Source organism: Pseudomonas sp. GW821-FHT03C07, assembly GCF_059420925.1.
In genome coordinates this window covers 62,593-79,370 of sequence record NZ_JBWKUQ010000021.1, presented here as the reverse complement: position 1 = coordinate 79,370, position 16,778 = coordinate 62,593, and the positions used below count along the sequence as shown (strand labels likewise).

The window sequence follows — 16,778 nt, the reverse complement described above, 5'->3', positions numbered from 1 at the left end:
TGCCGGCGATGGCGTCCGGATGGGCGCCGCAAGGCTAAAGGGCCTCATCGCCGGCAAGCCGACTCCTACAGGGGGTGTGCGTTGCCTGAATTCAGACCGTTTTGGCCATTCGGCTGGCCAGCAAGGCCCAGCCGAACAACAAGCCGCAGAGGATGATCAGCGGCCACGAACGCCACTGCAGGTAAGGCGTCAGCTCGTGCATCGGCACCACTTCGCCATACAGGATGCCCTGCTCGAACTGCGGAATCCGCGTAGTGATCTGACCGAACGGGTTGATCAGTCCGGTGACGCCGTTATTGGTGGCCCGGATCATCCAGCGTCCGGCCTCCAGTGCGCGCATCTGGGCCATTTGCAGGTGTTGCAAGGGGCCGATCGAGGTGCCGAACCAGGTGTCGTTGCTGATGGTCAGCAGCAGGTCGCTGCGCGCCGACAGGCTGGCGGCGAACTCCGGGTAGACCACTTCGTAGCAGATGAACGGGGCGATCTGATAACCCTTGGCTTGCAGCAGTGGCTGGTCAGCCGGGCCACGGGCGAAGTCGGACATCGGCAGGTTGAAGAAGTCGATCAGTCCACGCAGCAGGTCCTGCAGCGGCACGTATTCACCAAAGGGCACCAGTTTCTGCTTCAGGTAGGTGCCGTCGCCTTCGCCAGTCACGGTGATGCCGTTGTAGTAGCGCTTCTCGTGGTCCACCACTTCGCGGATCGGGACGCCGGTGATCAGCGCCGAATGCCGGTCCGCGGCAAAGCGGCCCATCATCGCCAGGTAACCCTCGGCCGACTCCTTCAGTACCGGCACGGCGGTTTCCGGCCAGATCAGCAGGTCCACGCGCTTGGAGCGAAAGCTCATGTCACGATACAGCGCCAACTGGGCGTCGATCTGCGTAGGGTCCCACTTCATGCTCTGTTCGATATTGCCCTGGACTGCCGCCACCGTCAGCGGTTCGCCGGACGGGCTGGTCCAGGCGTGATGCTTGAGCGCGATACCCGCCACCCAGGGCCCGAGCAACAGCACCGCGCCCAGGACGATAAAGGCTTTGCGCCCGGCCTTGAGCAGGCGACGGGCGTTGTACAGCAGCGCGGCGGTCAGGGCCAGGGTGAAGGAGATCAGCCAGATCCCGCCCAGCGGCGCCAGGCCCGTGAGCGGCCCGTCGAGCTGGCTGTAGCCAGAGTAAAGCCACGGGAAGCCGGTCAGGAACCAGCCGCGAAAGGCTTCCTGGCCCACCCACAAGGCGGCAAATGCCAGGGCGTCGGCCAGCGGTGCTTCGTTACGGCGCATCCAGCGCGCCCAGAGCCAGGCGGGCAGAGCGAAGAACCAGGCAATCGCCGAGATGAACGCCAGCATCAGCAAGCCGGCGAGCAGCACCGACGCACCGCCGTAAGTATGGATGCTCACGTAGATCCAGCTGGTACCGGCGGCGAACAGGCCGAAACCGAAGCACCAGCCGCGCCACAGCGCCTGACGCGGTGTCAGCTCGCGCAGGCCGGCATAGAACGCACCCACCGCCAGCAACGCCAAGGGCCAGATATCGTACGGCGCCAGGGCCAGGGTGGTCAGGGCGCCGGCCACCACGGCCAGCAGATTACCGGGCCAGCCGGGGCGGGTTAAGCGCAGCATGTCAGTCCTTAGCGGCTAATGGGGGTCAGGCGGATCAGGTGGATGCGACGGCTGTCGGCATTCAGGATGCGGAAACGATACGCGCCAATTTCGGTGATTTCATTACGCTTGGGCAGGTGCCCGAACGCGCTCATCACCAGGCCGCCGACGGTGTCGAATTCGTCATCGGAGAACTCGCTGTCGAAGAAGGCGTTGAAGTTCTCGATCGGCGTCAGCGCCTTGATCAGGAAGTCGCCGCTGGGCAGGGGCTTGATGTAGCTGTCTTCCTCGACGTCGTGCTCGTCCTCGATATCGCCGACGATCTGTTCCAGCACGTCCTCGATAGTCACCAGGCCCGCCACGCCGCCGTATTCGTCGATGACGATGGCCATGTGATTATGGTTGGCGCGGAACTCGCGCAACAACACGTTCAGGCGCTTGGACTCGGGGACGAAGGTCGCCGGGCGCAGCAGGTCCTTGATGTTGAAAGCGTCGCCGTTTTCCTGCAGTACCAGTGGCAACAGGTCCTTGGCCAGCAGCACGCCCATGACGTCGTCATGGCTTTCGCCGATCACCGGGTAGCGCGAGTGCGCGGCGTTGATCACCGCCGGGAGAAATTCGCGGGGAGTCTGGGTCGCCTTGATGCTGATCATCTGCGAGCGCGGGACCATGATGTCGCGCACTTGCAGGTCAGCGACCTGGATGGCGCCTTCGACGATGGCCAGCGCTTCGCTGTCCAGCAACTTGTTCTGGTGGGCTTCGCGCAGCAGCTCCAGCAGCTCCTGGCGGTTTTTCGGCTCATGGGCAAAAGCCTGGGTCAGTTTACCCAGCCAGGACTTCTGCCCGTTGCTCGATCGATCTTCGCTCATAGCGATTTACTCGTATCCCTTGGTGGTGGAGTGATCAGTGTTCGTCATCGATATAGGGGTCGGGATGACCCAATTCGGCAAGCAACGTTCGTTCCAGTGCTTCCATTTCCTCGGCTTCCTCGTCGTCTATGTGGTCGTAACCCAATAGATGCAGGCAGCCGTGAATGACCAGATGGGCCCAATGGGCCTCCAATGCCTTGCCCTGTTCGCTGGCTTCGCGCGTGACCACCGGAATGCAGATCACCAGGTCGCCCAGCAGCGGGATATCCAGCAATTCGTCCGGCACGTCGGCGGGGAACGACAGCACGTTGGTCGCGTAGTCCTTGTGTCGCCAGGTATGGTTGAGTTCGCGGCCTTCGGCTTCGTCCACCAGGCGGATGGTCAGCTCGGAATCGGCCGTGCGCTGGCGCAGGGCCAGTTCGCACCAGCGGCGAAATGCGGCGTCGGTCGGTGCGGGGGCGTCAGAGGCCCGTTGCAGATCAAGCTCAAGCATCGCGGCGGGTACCCGGGGTGTCTTCTTCGGCGTTTTCGAAGCGCTCGTAGGCTTCGACAATACGTTGCACCAACGGATGGCGGACCACGTCCTTGGGCATGAAATGGGTGAAGCTGATCCCCGGGACGTCCTTGAGGACCTTGATCACGTGGGCCAGCCCGGATCGCGTGCCCTTGGGCAGGTCGACCTGGGTGATGTCACCGGTGATCACCGCCGTCGAGCCGAAGCCGATGCGGGTCAGGAACATTTTCATCTGTTCGACGGTGGTGTTCTGGCTTTCGTCGAGGATGATGAAGCTGTTGTTCAGGGTCCGGCCGCGCATGTAGGCCAGCGGTGCGACCTCGATGACCTGGCGCTCGATCAGCTTGGCCACGTATTCGAAGCCGAGCATTTCATACAGGGCGTCGTAGAGCGGGCGCAGGTACGGGTCGATCTTCTGGGCCAGGTCGCCGGGGAGGAAACCGAGCTTTTCGCCGGCTTCGACCGCCGGGCGCACCAACAGGATGCGACGCACCTGCTCGCGCTCCAGCGCATCGACGGCGCAGGCCACGGCCAGGTAGGTCTTGCCCGTACCCGCCGGGCCGATCCCGAAGTTGATGTCGTTGCCGAGGATTTCCTTCACGTAGCGCTGCTGATTCAGGCCGCGGGGGCGAATCATGCCTTTCTTGGTGCGCAGCGCCACGCTGGCTTCGGCCACCGGGTTGTTGCGCAGGTCTTCGTCGCTCGATTCCTGCAGGAACAGGTGGACCATGTCCGGCGACAGCTCGGTACCCTTGGTTTCCCGGTACAGGCGGCGCAGCAGGTTTTCCGCGGAGGAGGTGAGCTTGGGTTCGCCGATCAGTTCGAACTGATTACCGCGATTGCGGATCTCGATGGTCAGGCGTTGTTCGATCAAGCGCAAATGCTCGTCGAACTGCCCGCACAGATTGGCGAAGCGGCGAGCCTCGAAAGGCTCGAGGATGAAACGATGAGGTTCGATGGGTGCGTTCAAGGTCGTTTTTAGCCGCCCGACGGCAATTGAGATGAAATCAAGGATAACGCTAGCAGCCCGGGGGTGAAAGCTCTCATTGCAGCATCGAGCCGCGCAGTGAATGCGGTTGCGCCGCGTCGATGCGCACGTCGAGAAACTGCCCGATCAACTGGGGATTGTCGCAGCGGAAGTTGACGATACGGTTATTCTCGGTGCGGCCCTGCAATTCTCCAGGGTCTTTCTTCGAATAATCGGTCACCAGGATGCGCTGGATCGTACCGACCATTTGTCGGCTGATCTCGAATCCTTGCTGGTTCAGGCGATGTTGCAGGGCGTTGAGGCGCTCTTTCTTCACTGCTTCCGAGGTTTCGTCCGGCAAATCCGCCGCTGGGGTGCCGGGGCGCTGGCTGTAGACGAAGGAGTAGGAGAAGTCGAAACCGACGTCTTCGATCAGTTTCATGGTCTGCTGGAAGTCTTTCTCGGTCTCGCCGGGGAAGCCGACGATAAAGTCCGAGCTGATGCAGATGCCCGGCACGGCGGCGCGCAATTTACGCAGCTTGGACTTGTATTCCAGGGCCGTGTGGTTGCGTTTCATCGCCGAAAGGATCCGGTCCGAGCCCGATTGCACGGGCAAGTGCAGGTGCTTGACCAGCTGCGGGACCTCGGCGTGGGCCTGGATCAGGCTGTCGGAGAACTCCAGTGGGTGCGAAGTGGTATAGCGGATCCGCTCGATACCATCGACGGCGGCGACCACGCGGATCAGCTCCGCCAGGTCCGCCAGGCGACCGTCATGGGTGGCGCCGCGATAGCCGTTGACGTTTTGCCCGAGCAGGGTCACTTCGCGCACGCCGTGTTCGGCCAGGTGGAGGATCTCGGCGATCACGTCGTCGAACGGCCGGCTGACTTCCTCGCCTCGGGTATAGGGCACGACACAGAAGGTGCAGTACTTGCTGCAGCCTTCCATCACCGAAACATAGGCGCTCGGGCCATCGATACGCGGTTCGGGCAGATGGTCGAATTTTTCGATTTCCGGGAACGACACGTCCACCTGGGGCAACTTGGTCAGGCGCGCGGCATCGATCATTTCCGGCAGACGGTGCAGGGTCTGCGGGCCGAAGACCACGTCGACATAGGGCGCGCGGTCGCGAATGGCGGCGCCTTCCTGGCTGGCGACGCAGCCGCCGACGGCGATCACCATCTCCGGGTTCGCCAGTTTCAGTTCGCGCCAGCGGCCCAGTTGCGAGTAGACCCGGTCCTGGGCGCGCTCGCGGATCGAGCAGGTGTTGAGCAGGATGACATCGGCGTCTTCGGCGCGGGCGGTGACTTCCAGGGCCTGGTGTTCGCCCAGCAGGTCGACCATGCGCGAGCTGTCATACTCGTTCATCTGGCAGCCGTGGGTTTCGATGTAAAGCTTCTTGGCCATGGTGATTCATCAATGTGGTTCAAAGAACCGCGTATTATAGTGGTCATCGCGCTTGCTTCCTAGCGCTGTGCGTTCGGCGGCTATGCTATAGTTCGCGCCCTCTTTTTATCCCCCGATGTGTTGCCCGCCCACCATGACCAAACGTGAAGCCCCCATCTACAAGGTGATTTTCCTCAACCAGGGCCAGGTGTTCGAAATGTACGCCAAGCAGATCTATCAGAGTGATCTGTGGGGCTTCCTGGAAGTCGAAGAATTTGTCTTTGGCGAGCGCACTCAGCTGGTGGTCGATCCTGGCGAGGAAAAGCTCAAGGCCCAGTTCGAAGGCGTGGTGCGCAGTTTCGTGCCGATGCATTCGATCGTGCGCATCGACGAGGTCGAGCGCCTGGGCACGCCGAAGATCAGCGAAGCACGTGGCATGAGCAATGTGATGCCATTCCCGATGCCGATGCCCGATAAATAAAAGAGCCTGGGAGTTTTGTGGCGCCTTTGAGGGCCTCTTCGCGGGCAAGCACCGCTCCCACAGTACGCGTCCGAGTCCAGACTTGATTGTCGGTCATATCGAAACCGCCGTGGGAGCGGTGCTTGCCCGCGAAGAGGCCGGCCCAGACGCTACAGATTCAGGGAAGAGGTGAAAACGGCGTCCGCCCGTCAGCCGTCTGCAACTCCAGCAGGTATTTGCGGAAGATCTGCCCCAGCACCTGGGTCGCTATCTCCAACTGGTCACGGGGCATCTGCGCCGCGACCTCATCCGCCGTGTCCAGCGCATCCTCGGCGCCGTTGACCGCCGCCATCTTCAGCACGATATAGGCCTGGACGTTATTGGCCGGCACACCCTCACCCTTGTAGAACATGATACCGAGCTGGTACTGCGCCTGGGCGTGACCCTGCAGGGACGCCTGTTCGAAATGACTCAGGGCCTTATTGAGGTCATGTTGCGGGTTTTTGCTGTCGTGATAGAACTCGCCCAACTCGTATTGCGCTTGCGCATCGCCGCCCTTTGCCGCTTCTTCACAGGCGGCCAGGGCCTCGGCGAGGTCCTGTGGCTGGGAGTTGAGGGTGCAACGGCCCATCGCCGGGATCAACAACGAGTTACCGCCTGCCTGTGCCAGCAGCGGCTGAAGGAGCAACAGGCAGCCCAAGGCAAGGGCGCGGCCGGTGCGGTTCATGGGAATCGACGTACCTCTGAAGGGCGGGCGGACCCGGCCAGGGGATGACTATGGCGCGCATTATGAAATAAGCGGGGGCCACCTTACAAAGTCTTTACTCGTTTTTCTGCTGCGCGGGCGCTATATGCGCTTGTTTTGCAAGTATCTGCACAGAGGACGGTAGGAAACAGGGGAAGTTTAGGCGGGAAAACCGACGTCGGCTGAAACCGACGTCGGGGACATCGGTTACTTCAGTGCGGCAAAAGCCTTTTCAGCGGCATCCAGAGTCAGTTTCAGCTCGGTCTCGCCATGGGCGATGGAGGTGAAGCCGGCTTCGAAGGCACTCGGTGCCAGGTACACGCCGCCGTCGAGCATCAGGTGGAAGAAGCGCTTGAAGCGCTCGGCGTCGCTGGCCATCACGTCGTCGAAGGTGACGATGTCGTCGGCGCCGCTGAAGTACAGGCCGAACATGCCGCCGGCCTGGGTGGTCACGAACGGGATGCCGGCCGCGTCGGCGCGTTCTTGCAGGCCCTGGAGCAGGCGGCTGGTGTAGTCGCTCAGCTCGGCATGGAAGCCCGGGCGGCTGATCAGGCGCAGGGTGGTCAGGCCGGCGGCCATGGCCAGCGGGTTACCGGACAAGGTCCCGGCCTGGTAGACCGGGCCCAGCGGGGCGATGCAGGACATGATTTCGCGCTTGCCGCCGAAGCAGCCCACCGGCATGCCGCCGCCGATGATCTTGCCGAAGGTGCTCAGGTCCGGTGTGACGCCGTAGTGGGCCTGGGCGCCGCCGAGGGCGACACGGAAACCGGTCATCACTTCGTCGAAGATCAGCACCACACCGTGCTGGTCGCACAGGGTCCGCAGGCCTGCGAGGAAACCGGGTGCCGGCGGCACGCAGTTCATATTGCCGGCCACTGGCTCGACGATGATGCAGGCCACTTGCTGGCCGACTTCGCCAAGCCTCTTCTCGACCGCGTCGAGGTCGTTGAACGGCAGGGTCAGGGTGTGTTTGGCGAAGTCCGCGGGGACCCCGGCCGAGCTCGGTACACCCTGGGTCAGGGCGCCGGAGCCGGCCTTGACCAGGAGGCTGTCGGAGTGGCCGTGGTAGCAACCTTCGAACTTGATGATGTCGTCACGGCCGGTGAAGCCACGGGCCAGGCGGATGGCGCTCATGGTCGCTTCGGTGCCTGAGCTGACCATGCGGACCATGTCCATTGACGGCACGATCGAGCAGACCAGGTCGGCCATCTCGGTTTCCATGGCGGTCGGCGCACCGTAGGACAAGCCGTGTTCCAGTTGCTTGCGCACGGCGTCGAGCACGTCCGGGTGGCTGTGACCGAGGATCATCGGGCCCCAGGAGCCGACGTAGTCGACATAACGCTTGTCGTCTTCATCGGTGACATAGGCGCCCTCGGCGTGCTTGAAGAACAGCGGCGTGCCGCCGACGCTCTTGAACGCGCGAACTGGTGAGTTGACGCCACCGGGGATGTGCTTCTGGGCACTGGCAAACAGGGTTTCGGAACGAGACATGGGCAGGCTCTCAGGAGTCATGAAGTGAAGAGGGCGTTGAAGGCTTGGGCGCGGTGGGTCACTTCCCGGGTGCTGTCGGCACCGAACAGGCCATGGATCACGGCCAGCAGGTCGGCACCGTGGGCCACCAGCGGGGCGGCGTTGTCCAGAGTGATGCCGCCGATCACCGCGATCGGTAGTTGCAGCCGCGGGCGGGCGCGCTCCAGCAGGGCCACGTCAGCGGCAGGTGCGCCCGGCTTGGTGGTGGAATTGAAGAAACGCCCGAAGGCGACATAGCTGGCGCCTTCCCGGGCCGCCTGCTCGGCGAGTTCAAGCTGGGCATGGCAGGTAGAGCCGATAATGGCCCGGCTGCCGAGCAGCGCACGGGCCGGCGTCAGCGGGCCGTCGGTCTGCCCCAGATGCACGCCGACCCCCAGCCGCGCCGCCAGTTCGGCGTCGTCGTTGATGATCAGGCGGGTCTTGTAGCGTTCGCAGAGCAGCCGCAGGGCCTCGGCCTCTCGCAGGCGACGGGCCTCGTCGGTGCTTTTGTCGCGGTACTGCAGCAAGGTCACGCCGCCATCCAGAGCTGCCTCGACATAAGACAGGAACTTGCCGGCCAGCAACTGGCTATCGGTGATGGCATACAGGCCGCGTAGTTTCATCGGGTCAGCCTCGGGGTGTTGGGAAGCGCTGAAAGTTACGAGCAGAAATCCAGCGGCAGGCGTCGGGGCACGAACTGGCCTTTGCCCAGTTGCTCGGCATCGCGCAGGGTCCGCCAGGTGTAGTTCAGCGCGGTCTGCACGGCGCTGACCAGGCCTTCGCCCAGGGCCAGGCGCCCGGCGAGGGTGCTCGCCAGGGTACAGCCGGAGCCATGATAGCTGCCGGGCAGGCGCTGGCATTTGAAGGTCTGGCGGCTGCCGTCGCGGCTGTACAGGCGGTTGTGGATTTCGTCTTCGTCGCCATGTCCGCCGGTGATCAACAGGTGTTGGCAGAACGGCAGGAGTTTTTCCGCGCATTCGTCGGCGCTGCCGTCGGGCAATTCCGCGAGGATGCGCGCTTCAGGGAGGTTGGGGGTGGCAATGGTCGCCAGTGGCAGCAGGCGTTCGCGCATGGCATAGCCGACTTCATCCTTGCCCAGGCGTCCGCCGCCGCCGGCGCGCAGCACCGGGTCGCAGACCAGCGGCAGGTGCGGGTGCGCCAGGAGCAGTTCGACCACGGTGTCGACCATTTCCAGGGAGCCGAGCATGCCCAGCTTGACGGCCGCCACGGTCGAATCGTTGAGCACGGCATTGGCCTGGGCCAACACCCACTCACGGTCGAGCACGCGGAAGTCGCTGACGTTGACCGTGTCTTGCACGGTCAGCGCGGTGACCGCGGGAGCGGCATGGCAACCCTGGGCGAGCAGGGCTTCGATATCTGCCTGGAGACCGGCACCGCCACTGGGATCGTGGCCGGAGAGACAGAGGACAACGGGACGCGAGCTATAGGTATTCATGGTGCGCGAGCTTACCACCAAACGCTTTTTTCGGGATCGTCCGCCCGGCGTTGAATTTACACCCTGAAGGTTTTTTCAGCGCGGCCGATAACCCTTCGTCAGACAGCCAAATTGTCTGCTGGGACGCCCGTTCTAGAGCCTTTGGATAAAATGTTTCAATGGTGTGTTTTAGCCATCAGTGGCTATGCTAGAGTGGATCCAAACGAATAACAGGCCATGAAGTTTCACGTCGTCTCAAAGGGAAGGGGGGCTCCTGACGCGACTTGATTGGCCATGCTGGGGCTGTATGCGCTATTTGCTGCTGATTTTGTTGAGCTGGCTGCCGCTGTTGGCGAGTGCAGTCGAGTTTGATGAGTCCACTCAGAGTCTGCCTCTGGGCCGGGTCATGCAGGTGTTCGAAGACGCGAGCGGCCAGGCCGATATCGCGCAGATTGCCTCGCCCGCCATGGCCGCACAGTTTCATTCGCACAACAAGGCCTCGCTCAATGCCGGCTACACGCTGTCGGCGTACTGGCTCAAGGTCGACCTGAGCTACGTCCCCAAGGATCCCGGCGCCCGGCGCATCTGGTTGCTGGAGCTGGCCTATCCGCCGATGAAACACATCGAACTCTATGTGCCGAACGCCAATGGCGGCTACCGCCTGGCCCAACGCAGCGGTAATGAATTGCCGTTCGTCAGCCGGCCGATCAAGCAGAACAACTATCTGTTCGAGCTGGACTTTGCCCCCGGGGAAAGCAAGACCGTCTACCTGCGGCTGCAAACCGAAGGCTCGATGCAGGCGCCACTGACCCTCTGGTCGATGCAGGCCTACCTCGAAGACGAACCGGTGCGCCTGTATGTCCTCGGGCTGATCTATGGTGTGCTGTTGGGGATGCTGGTCTACAACCTGTTCATCTACCTCAGCGTGCGCGACACCAGCTACCTCTATTACATCTTCTATATCGCCTCGTTCGGCTTCTATCAGCTATCGGTCAATGGTGCCGCGGCGCAGTATTTCTGGCCGAACAGCCCCTGGTGGGCCAACGCCTCGACGCCATTCTTTATCGGTCTGGCGGGTTTCTTCGGTTGCCAGTTCACCCGCAGCTTCCTGCACACGGCCGCCCACAGTCGCTGGCTGGACCGGCTGTTGCTGCTATTGATGACCTACAGCGCGGTGGTCACGGCGCTGTCGTTGCTGACCGGCTATGCCCTGGCTCTGCGCCTGGCGACCCTCCTGGCCCTGGCGTTCACCGTGACCATTTTCGTCGCCGGGATCAGTGCCTGGTATTGCGGATTGCGGGTGGCGCGCTACTTCATCATTGCCTGGTCGGCCTTCCTGCTCGGCGGCCTGGTCAATACCCTGATGGTGCTGGGCTACCTGCCGAACGTGTTCCTGACCATGTACGCCAGCCAGATCGGCTCGGCCCTGGAGGTCGGGTTGTTGTCCCTGGCCCTGGCCGACCGGATCAATACCATGCGCGAGCAGCAGGCGCAGACCTTGCTCGAGTCCGGGCAGAAGCTGGAAGGGCTGAACCGCGAATTGGCCAACAGCAACCGTCTCAAGGACGAATTCCTCGCCACCGTCACCCATGAGTTGCGCACCCCGATGAATGGTGTGATCGGCTCCCTGGAGCTGATGCAAACCCTGGAACTGGACTCGGAACTGGCGCAATACCAGCAGACGGCGGCCGCTTCCGCCCGGGACATGATGCGCATGGTCAATGGCATTCTCACCCTGACCGAGTTGCAGGCCGGCCGGCTCAAGCTCAGTGCCCAATCGTTCGGCCTGCGCCGTTTGCTCGATGGCCTGCAGGAGCAGTTCGCCGGTCGCGTCCAGGGCAAGGGCCTGCATTTCGCCATTGAAGTGGACGACGATGTGCCGGACAGCCTCCATGGCGACGCGCAGAAGATCATGCAGTGCCTGGAATGCCTGGTGGACAACGCCATCAAGTTCACCCGTGAAGGCGGGTTGGTGCTGCGGGTACATGGCCGGCAGGTCGCGGAGCAGCAATGGGCGCTGTCGTTCGCGGTGATCGACAGCGGTATCGGTTTCAGCGACCTGGATGAAGCCACGCTCTATCAGCGTTTCTTCCAGCTCGATGGTTCGATGACCCGTGAGTACGGCGGCCTGGGGATTGGCCTGGCGATCTGTCGGCAGTTGATCGACTTGCTCGGCGGCCACCTCACCCATCAGTCGGAGCCGGGCATGGGCAGCCGCTTCCAGCTTGAGGTGGAGGTCGAGGCGTTGATTCCGCGGGCGGTACGCCCCTCGCTGTCGTCGGCCGCGCGTTACTCCTATGACTGCAGCCTGTTGCTGGTGGATGACAACAACGTCAGCCAACTGGTGGTGCGCGGCATGTTGCTCAAGCTGGGCTATCGGGTGTTCACCGCGGCCGACGCCCGGGCCGCGCTCGATGTGCTGCACGGGCAGGCCGTGGATGCGCTGCTGCTCGATTATCCGGCGCAACCGGCGGACCAGCTGCTGCTCTGCCGGCAGTTGCGGGCACTGCCTGGCGGCACCGAGCTGCCGATCCTGGCTCTGGTCAGCTCGACCGACGCCACGGAGCGCGAGCGTTGCCTGGCGGCTGGCGTTACGGACACCTTGTACAAGCCGGTCCGTTTCGAGGAGTTGAAGAGTCTGCTGGCCCGTTGCCTGCTGACTTCGGTAGAGGGGGAAAGCGCCGGTACTTAGGCGCTTATGTCACTTTTTTCGCGGTGGCACGCGTGATTCACTGGGTTCCCTGGCCTTTCTCTGCGAAGCCACTTCTCAAAGGAGCCCGATATGAACCTCCATCAATACGCCGAAACCCATGAGGTCACCAACCAGCCACCGTCGCTGGACGGGACCAACCTCTATCATATCGACCGGCCGCTGCAAGAGTGGGCGCGGCGTTTCGGTGCCGCTTGGGCCGAGTCGCGGATCGAGGCCTATGGCGCGCTGGCCGGCGGGCCGCTGATGGAGGCGGGGTTTCTCGCCAATCAGAACAAACCGGTGTTTGTCAGCCATGACCGCTATGGTCATCGCCAGGACCTGGTGGAGTTCCACCCGGCCTATCACCAACTGATGCGCACGGCCGTCGAGCATGGCCTGCCGTCGTTGCCCTGGACCGACCCGCAGGAGGGCGCCCATGTCGCCCGCGCCGCCATGACCTACCTGCACAGCCAGGCCGAAGCTGGCACCGGTTGCCCGCTGACCATGACCTTCGCCTGCGTGCCGGCCTTGCGCCTGCAGTCGGATATCGCCGAACAATGGCTGCCGAGCATCCTCAGTAGCCAATACGATCCGCGCAATATCGGCATCGCCCATAAAACCGGGGCGACCATCGGTATGGCCATGACCGAGAAGCAGGGCGGTACCGACGTGCGCGCCAACACCACCCGGGCCTATCCCGTCGGCGCTGGCGGCCCGGGGCAGCCTTACGAACTGGTGGGACACAAATGGTTCTGCTCGGCGCCGATGTGCGACGCTTTCCTGACCCTGGCCCAGACCGACAAGGGCCTGACCTGTTTCCTGCTGCCGCGCCACCGCCCGGATGACAGCCGCAACCAGTTCTATATCCAGCGTTTGAAAAACAAGCTGGGCAACTGCTCCAACGCATCGAGCGAAGTCGAATTCCGTGGCGCCCTGGCCTGGATGATCGGCGAGGAAGGGCGCGGCGTGCCGACCATTATCGAAATGGTAGCGATGACCCGTTTCGACTGCATGGTCGGTTCCAGTGCCTTGATGCGTCAGGCGCTGACCCAGGCCAGCCATCATTGTGCCCATCGATTGGTCGGTGGCCGCGTGCTCAGCGAACAGCCGTTGATGCAGAACGTGCTCGCCGACCTGGCGCTGGAGAGCGAGGCGGCATTGGCCTTGAGCCTGCGCATGGGCCGGGCGCTGGATCGCCTGGGGGATGAACATGAGGCGAAGTTCGCCCGGCTGGTGACGGCCGTGGGCAAATACTGGATCTGCAAGCGCGCTCCGGCGATGATCAACGAGGCCGCCGAGTGCATGGGCGGCGCGGGGTATGTGGAGGACAGCATCCTGCCGCGGTTGTACCGCGAGGCACCGGTCAACTCGACGTGGGAAGGGTCGGGGAACGTACAGTGCCTGGATGTGCTGCGTTCGCTGTCCAAGGAGCCAGGCGTCCTCGAAGTGCTGTTCAGCGAATTGGGCGATGGCCATGGCGACAAGCGCCTGGCCCGGCATATCGAGCACTTGAAGCTGGCGTTTACCGACACCCACGATATCCAGTACCGCGCCCGGCAATTGACCGAAGACATCGCCCTGGCGTTGCAGGCCAAGTTGTTGCTGGAGGCGGGCAATGCCGAGGTCAGCGATGGCTTTATCGCCAGTCGGCTGGCAGCCGGGGGGCGGGTCTACGGCACCTTGCCCCGTGGGGTGAATGTCGAGGCCATTGTTGCCCGCTCGACGCCGCAGGGATTCTGACACGACAGATACCGTTTGGGTTGACGTTGATCTGTAGGTGCCAGCTTGCTGGCGATAGCGCTGGTGAGTGTGACATCGCAATCGCCAGCAAGCTGGCTCCTACAGGTACGGTGTTTCAGCGCAAAATACCGTCAAGCCCAGGCCCCGAAAGTACGGTGTCTGCCTGAGGCTCCGCGTGCAGGCATATGCGGCGGTCTGATAAGCCACTGTTCCCGTCCGACGCTGTTGCAGGCAAGATGAGGGTCTGCAACATCAGAAGACAGGATGCTCTCCGTGACCGAAGCTTTTATTGTCGTGCAATCCCCCGAACAAGCCGTGGACCGTCTGGCCGAACTCCACGAGCGTGCCACCAGCGCCCTGAGCCAGGCGCTCAAGCGTTACCTCAAGGATCGCGTCGAACCTGACGCCGAGCAGCGAGCCCTGTTCCGCTACCCTGAACTGCGCCTGACCTACACCTATCAGGGTGAAGTCCCCGCCACCACCCGGGCCTACGCCAAGGTCCAGTTGCCGGGCACCTACAGTGTTACCGTCACGCACCCGGCGGCGTTTCGCAAATACCTGCTGGAACAACTGGTGCCGCTGATGCGCGACTTCACCGTGACGGTGGAAGTGGGTGTCAGCGAACAGAACATTCCTTACCCCTACGTGGTCGAGCAGGGCGATGAACTGGCCGGCTCCGGCGTCACCGCCTCGGCCCTGGCGCGGGTGTTCCCCAGCACCGATTTGTCGGCCGCCACCGATGACATCGCCGATGGCCTGCACGACTGGGAAAACACCTCGCCCTTGCCCCTGGCCCTGTTCGACGCCGCCCGGGTGGATTTTTCCCTGCGCCGCCTGGTGCATTACACCGGCAGTGACTGGCGCCATGTGCAGCCGTGGATCCTGCTGACCAACTACCACCGCTATGTCGACCAGTTCATCCTTCATGGCCTGCAACAGCTGCGTGACGACCCGCGTTTCGTGCGCATGGTGTTGCCGGGCAACGTGATCATCGACCAGAGCATGGCATACGACGAGGCCCAGGCCGTGGCTGCGGCTGTGGTCTGGCACCGCTACCAGATGCCGGCTTACCACTTGCAGGCCGCCGATGGCCATGGCGTGACCCTGGTGAATATCGGCGTCGGCCCGTCCAACGCGAAGAACATCACCGACCACCTGGCGGTGCTGCGCCCGCATTGCTGGCTGATGATCGGCCACTGCGGCGGCCTGCGCCAATCCCAGACCATCGGCGACTATGTGCTGGCCCACGCTTATATGCGCCGCGACGGGATTCTCGACCGGGTGGTGCCGCCGAATATCCCGATCCCGGCCCTGGCCGAAGTGCAGATGGCCTTGCAGCAGGCGGCGGCCAACGTCACCGGCGAACGTGGCGACGATTTGAAGAAGCGCCTGCGCACCGGCACCGTGTTGACCTACGACGACCGCAACTGGGAACTGCGCTGGGCCCAGGAACGGCCGTTGATCAACCTGTCCCGCGCCGTGGCCGTGGACATGGAAAGCGGCACCATCGCCGCCCAGGGGTATCGCCTGCGGGTACCTTACGGCACCTTGCTTTGTGTCTCGGACAAGCCGTTGCACAGCGAAATCAAGCTGCCGGGTTCGGCGAACGCCTTCTATGAGCGGGCGGTCAGCCAGCACTTGAAGATCGGCATCGCGGCGGTGGACCTGCTGCGCACCGAGCTGCATTCGCTGCATTCGCGCAAGCTGCGCAGCTTTGACGAGCCGCCGTTTCGTTAAGCACGCTGATTTTCAGCGGTCTTGAGGGCCTCTTCGCGGGCAAGCTCCGCTCCCACAGGTTTTGTGTCGGACACAAGGCCTGTGGTCGACACAAACCCCACTGTGGGAGCGGAGCTTGCCCGCGGAGCTTTTGGCGGCCTTGAGAATGTAGCAGCCAATGAGTCTGTGGACGCACTTCTGGAAATAATGGCCGGCACGCCCTAGCATGGCGGCTCCTGATTCTCAGATGTCCTCTTGCCATGTCTCGTCAACCCCGTCCCGTCGTGCGCCGTGCGGCCGCGAAAACACCTGTCGCGCCGCGTCGGGTGGCCAAGGCCGCGCCGGCCGAACCCAAGCTGATCCTGTTCAACAAACCCTTCGATGTGCTGACACAGTTCAGCGATGGCGAAGGGCGCGCGACCCTCAAGGATTTTATCGACGTGGCCGGCGTCTACCCCGCCGGCCGGCTGGACCGCGACAGCGAAGGCCTGCTGTTGCTGACCAACGATGGCCAACTCCAGGCGCGCATCGCCGATCCCAAGCACAAACTGGCGAAAACCTATTGGGTGCAGGTCGAGGGTGTGCCGAGCGCCGAGCAGATCGAACAGTTGCAAAAAGGCGTGGAATTGAACGACGGCATGACCTTGCCCGCCCAGGCGCGACAGATCGACGACCCCGGGCTGTGGCCGCGCAACCCGCCGGTGCGGTTTCGCCAGAGTATTCCCACCTGCTGGCTGGAATTGATCATTCGTGAGGGGCGTAACCGCCAGGTCCGGCGCATGACCGCCGCAGTAGGCTTGCCGACCTTGCGCCTGGTGCGCGTGCGCATCGGCGACTGGACCCTGGACGGCCTGGATCAAGGTCAGTGGCGAGAAGTGCCGGCGCGCTTGTAGCGGGGCACTGCGTTACAGCGACCCGGACTCGATCAGCCCGATCACCACGCTTTTGATCACGAACGCGACGATGCCCAGTCCCAGGACGAAGAACAGGATAAAGGTGCCGAAGCGACCGGCCTTGGATTTTTTCGCCAGGTCCCAGACGATAAAGCCCATGAAAATAATCAGGATGCTGACCAGACCGGTCATCATCCACTCTTCGAAAACGGCGGGATCCATCGAAACCTCTCCAGCGCGAGCGGGGTGGAAAATCGATC

General features: G+C 63.0%; 15 protein-coding genes. 5 read left to right on the top strand and 10 right to left on the bottom strand.

The features are described 5' to 3' along the window. Positions 1-91 precede the first annotated feature (91 nt). The 5 genes from lnt to miaB form a co-directional block, all read right to left on the bottom strand. Positions 92-1,615: an apolipoprotein N-acyltransferase gene (lnt, locus tag AC07VG_RS28290; protein WP_495004167.1), complete on the bottom strand. Its 1,524-nt coding sequence runs from the start codon at positions 1,613-1,615 to the stop codon at positions 92-94. Between the two features lie 8 nt (positions 1,616-1,623). Next, on the bottom strand, positions 1,624-2,463 hold the full coding sequence (locus tag AC07VG_RS28285; protein WP_495004168.1) for a CorC family transporter: 840 nt from the start codon (positions 2,461-2,463) through the stop codon (positions 1,624-1,626). Positions 2,464-2,497: 34 nt separating this feature from the next. Next, entirely contained in the window at positions 2,498-2,956 is a 459-nt protein-coding gene (gene ybeY, locus AC07VG_RS28280; protein WP_495022273.1) for an rRNA maturation RNase YbeY, read from the bottom strand. Then, positions 2,949-3,947, bottom strand: a complete 999-nt coding sequence (locus AC07VG_RS28275; RefSeq protein WP_495004169.1) for a PhoH family protein — start codon at positions 3,945-3,947, stop codon at positions 2,949-2,951. The genes ybeY and AC07VG_RS28275 overlap by 8 nt, the downstream gene beginning before the upstream one ends. A gap of 73 nt (positions 3,948-4,020) precedes the next feature. Next, a complete protein-coding gene (miaB, locus tag AC07VG_RS28270) occupies positions 4,021-5,349 on the bottom strand; it encodes a tRNA (N6-isopentenyl adenosine(37)-C2)-methylthiotransferase MiaB (RefSeq protein WP_495004170.1) in 1,329 nt (442 codons plus the stop codon). A 133-nt stretch (positions 5,350-5,482) separates the two neighbouring features. Between miaB and AC07VG_RS28265 the strand changes: the two genes are divergently transcribed. Next, positions 5,483-5,809: a DUF1820 family protein gene (locus AC07VG_RS28265; protein ID WP_103495828.1), complete on the top strand. Its 327-nt coding sequence runs from the start codon at positions 5,483-5,485 to the stop codon at positions 5,807-5,809. Positions 5,810-5,966: 157 nt separating this feature from the next. Here AC07VG_RS28265 and AC07VG_RS28260 read toward each other — a convergent pair whose 3' ends face one another. From AC07VG_RS28260 to AC07VG_RS28245, 4 genes are all read right to left on the bottom strand, one after another. Then, positions 5,967-6,515, bottom strand: a complete 549-nt coding sequence (locus AC07VG_RS28260) for a tetratricopeptide repeat protein (RefSeq protein ID WP_495004171.1) — start codon at positions 6,513-6,515, stop codon at positions 5,967-5,969. Positions 6,516-6,740: 225 nt separating this feature from the next. Further along, a complete protein-coding gene (hemL, locus tag AC07VG_RS28255; protein ID WP_495022272.1) occupies positions 6,741-8,024 on the bottom strand; it encodes a glutamate-1-semialdehyde 2,1-aminomutase in 1,284 nt (427 codons plus the stop codon). 17 nt (positions 8,025-8,041) lie between these two features. Then, positions 8,042-8,665 carry a thiamine phosphate synthase gene (gene thiE, locus AC07VG_RS28250; protein ID WP_495022271.1) on the bottom strand — a complete coding sequence of 208 codons (624 nt, stop codon included), beginning with the start codon at positions 8,663-8,665 and terminating at the stop codon, positions 8,042-8,044. Positions 8,666-8,700: 35 nt separating this feature from the next. Continuing rightward, positions 8,701-9,498 (bottom strand): hydroxymethylpyrimidine/phosphomethylpyrimidine kinase, encoded by a 798-nt coding sequence (locus AC07VG_RS28245; protein ID WP_495004174.1) that lies wholly within the window; start codon positions 9,496-9,498, stop codon positions 8,701-8,703. Between the two features lie 286 nt (positions 9,499-9,784). On the opposite strand from AC07VG_RS28245, the gene AC07VG_RS28240 reads away from it, so the two are divergent. From AC07VG_RS28240 to AC07VG_RS28225, 4 genes are all read left to right on the top strand, one after another. Further along, positions 9,785-12,169: a hybrid sensor histidine kinase/response regulator gene (locus AC07VG_RS28240; protein ID WP_495004175.1), complete on the top strand. Its 2,385-nt coding sequence runs from the start codon at positions 9,785-9,787 to the stop codon at positions 12,167-12,169. 90 nt (positions 12,170-12,259) lie between these two features. Beyond that, positions 12,260-13,909: an acyl-CoA dehydrogenase family protein gene (locus tag AC07VG_RS28235; RefSeq protein ID WP_495004176.1), complete on the top strand. Its 1,650-nt coding sequence runs from the start codon at positions 12,260-12,262 to the stop codon at positions 13,907-13,909. 264 nt (positions 13,910-14,173) lie between these two features. After that, entirely contained in the window at positions 14,174-15,646 is a 1,473-nt protein-coding gene (amn, locus tag AC07VG_RS28230; protein WP_495004177.1) for an AMP nucleosidase, read from the top strand. A 305-nt stretch (positions 15,647-15,951) separates the two neighbouring features. Then, positions 15,952-16,518, top strand: coding sequence for a pseudouridine synthase (locus AC07VG_RS28225; protein WP_495022282.1), 567 nt, complete (start codon positions 15,952-15,954; stop codon positions 16,516-16,518). A gap of 12 nt (positions 16,519-16,530) precedes the next feature. On the opposite strand, the gene AC07VG_RS28220 is transcribed toward AC07VG_RS28225, so the two are convergent. Continuing rightward, the gene (locus AC07VG_RS28220) at positions 16,531-16,740 is read right to left on the bottom strand and encodes a DUF2788 domain-containing protein (RefSeq protein WP_495004178.1); all 210 of its coding nucleotides are present in this window, start codon (positions 16,738-16,740) and stop codon (positions 16,531-16,533) included. Positions 16,741-16,778: the final 38 nt, after the last annotated feature.